The sequence below is a fragment of the Corallococcus exercitus genome (assembly GCF_003611585.1).
Taxonomy (GTDB): Bacteria; Myxococcota; Myxococcia; order Myxococcales; family Myxococcaceae; genus Corallococcus; species Corallococcus exercitus.
Genome location: NZ_RAVW01000595.1, coordinates 1 through 4,441 on the forward strand (window position 1 = coordinate 1; position 4,441 = coordinate 4,441).

Annotated in this window: 2 protein-coding genes and 2 pseudogenes; 1 reads left to right on the top strand and 3 read right to left on the bottom strand. The window is 72.5% G+C overall.

Translation table 11 applies throughout. From position 1 onward, the window contains the following. The first annotated feature begins 215 nt into the window (after positions 1-215). Positions 216-923 carry a hypothetical protein gene (locus D7W79_RS45485; protein WP_120530346.1) on the top strand — a complete coding sequence of 236 codons (708 nt, stop codon included), beginning with the start codon at positions 216-218 and terminating at the stop codon, positions 921-923. A 63-nt stretch (positions 924-986) separates the two neighbouring features. Here D7W79_RS45485 and D7W79_RS45490 read toward each other — a convergent pair. The 3 genes and pseudogenes from D7W79_RS45490 to D7W79_RS39275 form a co-directional block, all read right to left on the bottom strand. After that, positions 987-1,427: pseudogene (locus tag D7W79_RS45490) on the bottom strand (thermonuclease family protein); the annotation flags it as partial. Next, complete coding sequence (locus D7W79_RS39270) at positions 1,424-3,160, bottom strand: lamin tail domain-containing protein (protein ID WP_338078849.1); 1,737 nt, start codon at positions 3,158-3,160, stop codon at positions 1,424-1,426. The pseudogene D7W79_RS45490 and the gene D7W79_RS39270, both read right to left, overlap by 4 nt. Before the next feature lie 42 nt (positions 3,161-3,202). Further along, a pseudogene (locus tag D7W79_RS39275) lies at positions 3,203-4,441 on the bottom strand (hypothetical protein); the annotation flags it as partial.

Genomic DNA, 4,441 nt, shown 5'->3' on the forward strand with positions numbered 1-4,441 from the left:
CCTCTGGGATGGAACCCCGGGGGGTGGCAGGCGGCCGTGGAGGGCCCTTGCGAACCGCTGGGTCCCGCAGGGGACCTGGAGGAAACTGTCTCCCAAGCACACGGGAGGCAGCAGGCCATGACATTCGTGGAACGCAGCATCGGTGGGCAGGGCGCGGACACGCCAGCGACGGGGCGATGCCCCCAGGGACAGGGCCTGGCGAAGGAGGGCCGGTCATGAGCACGCCCCCACCGGTGGATCCGCTGGAGTCTCTGGCCCGGGGTCACGTGCGCAGCGTCTGGGAGGTGCTGGAGGCCATGAGCACCCTCATGCGCCGCCGCAACGAGGGCCTGCCGCTGAACCTGCCGCAGGTGACGGTGTTCCTGCGAAGCGGGCGCGAGGTGACGGGGCTCGTCCGCGAGTACGGCGAGTTCCGCCAGGGCCGCGGCGTGCTGCTCATCACCTCCGGCGGCTACGGCTCGCGCGGGGAGGGCCTGGACGTGACGTTCCTGCCGGACGGGATCATCGAGGCGCTCACGCTGCACGACGCGACGGTGCTGGACACGCCCGCGAAGTCGATGCCCGAGTCCTCGCCCATGCACCTGCGCCGGCACCTGCCCGCGATGGCCGACAAGCTGTCCAGCGCCTGGGGCACGAAGGTGGCGGCGGAGTTCGGCACGGCCACGGAGCTGGAGTCGGAAGCCAACATCCAGCCCCTGGCGTGGCTCGTCGAGCGCACCGGCGAGGTGCTGACCCGGCTGGCCAAGGTCCCTGACGTGGGCGACGTGCTCAGGGAGAAGGTCCGCAAGGTGCGGCTGTTCGTGGGGGACGCCTTCGGGGCGAAGCTCACGGACGGCTCGCTGGACCTCACCACGTCGCGCCGCCCGGCGGCCTGGCCGCTGGACTCGGAGCTGGACCAGGCGGTGATGGACACGCTGCCGTAGCGTGGACGCTGGCGGGCGCCGGCCCCTGGGGCATGGCGCCGGGCAGCGGCCCCACAGGCCCCGGCGAGAGCGCCGGGCCTCCAGTTCCAGGGCCTCGAACTCGCCGCGCCGGGAGGCTCCGGCCGGCGGGACGAACAGCGTGCACGCGTAGCCCCGTTGCACGAGCAGCGCGTTCACGTCCTGGCCGTCCACGGACACGTAGGCGAGCCGCCGTCCGAAGCGGTCCGTGCATGCCTCCGCGTCCCGCAGCCGCACCGTGCGGCCCTCCACGAGCGAGCGGTTGAACGCCGCGGCCTCCTCGCCGAAGCAGTCGTCGTGGCCTTGCGTCGTCTCCGGCGTATCCGCCAGCAGGTAGCGGATCCGCTCACCGTCCTGGAGCACCACGGTGTCCCCGTCGATGACCTTCGTCACCACGCCCGTGGCCGGTCCGCACTCCCCTTCCCCGCCGCCACAGGCGGACAGGACGGTGAGCAGCACCAGCCACCCCAGGCCCCGAGTCCTCATGGCGCGCACGTCCGGTTCTCCCGTCCCGGGGTGCCCCGGTCGCCTACGCCGTACGTCACACCAGCGGGCGTGGGACAGAAGGCCCTGGCCGCGTCGTTGCCGGTGGCATCCCGCACACGCGAATCCAGCTGTGACGACACGCCGGGGGTCGCGGCGCTCGTGAAGGCCACCGAGTCCAGGACGGCCCCCTGTGCCGACAGCTTGAGGACGTGGGCCCCCGCGCCGTTGCCCAGGCCGAACCCGAACGTGCCGATCACGGCGGGCACCCCGCCATTGAGCGAAGCGTCGTCGCCGCGAGCGAGGACCGCGAAGCTCCCGGCCTTCATCGACAGGCACAGCGGGGACTCCAGGATGGAGCTGCCCGCCTCGTTGGCGAGCGTCGCCCCGTTGAGGTCCACCTCGCGCAGCGCGAGCACCTCCACCCATTCACCCAGCGCATCCGGGACGGCAGCGGGATCCGCCATGAACTCGGTGAGCACCAGCGAGCCGACGGTGGGAGTGCGGAGCGCGCGGGGCTGTCCTGTCGTCCGGTCGATGCAGCCTGCCTGCGCCGCGCCCGCGTCCATCCCGGTGCAGGTGCGGTTGGTCCGCCCCGGTGTGCCCAGGTTGCCCTTGTCACCATAGGTCTCCGTGGCCGCGCACCAGGACGCGGCGACGTCGTTGCCCTTCGCGTCGGCGGTGAGCGGCGCGGACACCTGGGTGGCCACGCCCTCCTGGGCCGGGCCATACAGCGCGCTGTCGATGAGCACGCCTCCCGCGCGCACGGCGACCACCCCGCCCGTGTTGCGCAGGTCCACGGAGAACGTGGCCAGGGGCTCCGGCAGGCCGCCGTTCACCTCCGGCTCCTTCTTGCGCGCGAGCAGCGCGGACTCTCCGGCCGCGAGGGACAGACAGCGCTCCGATTCCAGACGTGTGCCGGAGGTGTCCGTTCCCACCGTGAGTCCATTGAGGTCCACGGGCGCGGTGGCACGGACCTCCAGCCACTCGCCCACCGTGTCGTCGCCTCGCGGGTTGGCCATCACCTCGGTGATGATCAGCTCGCCTGGGCGCGGGGGCTGGAGCTCTCGGGGAGAGACAGCTCCCGGCGGCAGGCACGTCGTGACGCGGCCTCCGTCCCCGGAAGGCACTCCGCCATCCACCAGCGCGGGACACGGCGTGTTCGCGCTTCCTGGACTGCCTCGCGGCCCGCCCGGTGCGGTCTCCGGCGCATCACACCAGCGCGACAGGTCGTCATTCTCCTCCGCATCGGGCACGAACCGGCCGTCATAGGTCCGGGCCGCGCCTGACTTCGCTGGCGCGCCAAGCGCCACCGTGTCGAGCACACGCGTCCCGCACCGCAGGCCCAGCAGCCCCGCGCTGTTCCCCAGCGCGCCGAGCGCATCCCCGTAGGTCCCATCGACATGCTCCGGCAGTGCCCCCTCGCGCACGTCGCCCAGCACGACGAAGGCCCCCGCATCCACCGGCAGGCCCGTGGCGAACGTGTAGACCCGCTCCTGGGCCGCCTCGTCGCGCGCGGTGAAGAGCGTCACGCCCAGCAGGTCCACGGTCTCGCGGGTGGGGTTGTGGAGCTCCACGTACTCCTTGCCCGTGTCCGCGCCCGTGGGGTCGTTGAGGTACTCGGTGATGACGAGGTCCCCCGGCAGCAGCGCTTCACAGGCTTGCGGCTCCTCCTCCCACGTGGGCAGTCCGCACGCCCCCATCCATCCCAGCACCCATCCCAATCCCAGCCTCACGCCCCATCCCCGCACTGCCCAAGCCGCCACACTCCGCTCCCTTCAGAACCGCGTCTCCACTTCCAGCGCGAACAGGTGCCGGGGCGCATCCGGCGGCGTCCGGGCACCTCGCGCGTCCTTCAGGTCGATGACCCACGCGTACCGGGCTCGCGTCGTCACGGCGTCGGCCGTCGCCCAGCTCGCATCGAGCGTGGCCCGGAAGGACTGCTCCAGCCGGTTGCGCGTCGACAGGTCCTCGTCCTTCCACACGGCGCGGCCCCGCAGCCTCAAGGCTTCACAAGGCCGCACCTGGGTCTCCACCACCGCATGCGCGTCCTGCCGCACGCCGTGGTTCACCGGATCATCCACGCGCGCATGCGCGTACTGCGCCGCCACGGACACGGCGTCGTGAAGCTCCGCCTTCACCCGGGCCGTCACACGCAAGAGCGAACCCGAGCAGGGCTCCTCCCCCGAACCGTCGAAGCAGTCCTCCGCCACGCCGACGTCCTTGTCCCGGTACTCACCCCACAGCGACGGCTGGAACAGCGCATGCGCCCGCCAGTCCACCCGGGCCGAGGCCCGCAGGTTCACCGTGCCGGCAGTGCCCACCGCCGCACCGTCCGACGGCAGCGTCCACGCATCCACCTCCCCGCGCAGCCGCAGCGAGCCCTCCAACCGATGCAGGTAGCGGACGCGCGCGCCCACTTCATTCCGGGCCCGTGAGCCCTCCAGCTCGTCCGGCCCGGACATTGCCCCGGTGTAGGGATTGGCGAAGCCGCGACCGTAGGCACGCAGCGACAGCTCCAGCTCCTTCGACGTGCCCGCCACCACCGTGCGCTGGAGCACGCCAGGTCCGCCACCTCCGCCCGGCGCCGCATCGAACGTGCGCGCCGCCTCCACGAAGAGGTCCACCGCGCCCAGGCCCCACGCACCATCGAAGCCCACCGCACCGAAAGCGCCGCCCGCCGGGTAGCCCGCCGTGGAGCGGAAATCGAGCGCCGCGCCCTTCACGCTCCACACCGGGCGCGCGCCCCAGGCCGTCACGCCCAGCTGCGACCGCGGGGTCCAGGCAATCGCCGCATGGCCTCCGCCCGCCCACTCGTGGAACACGCCGGACAGCGTGCGCGACACCACGCGCCCCACGGGTGCTCCCGTCCCCGCGAGCCACACCGGTGGAGCCTTGCAGGAAGCGCCCTCACAGGACGTCCGCTCCATCAGGGCATGCGAGAGCAGCGAGCGGGACTGGTACGAACCGAAGCCCGTCACGGACACCTCCGAGGAGGTCCCCACCGCACCCCGCAC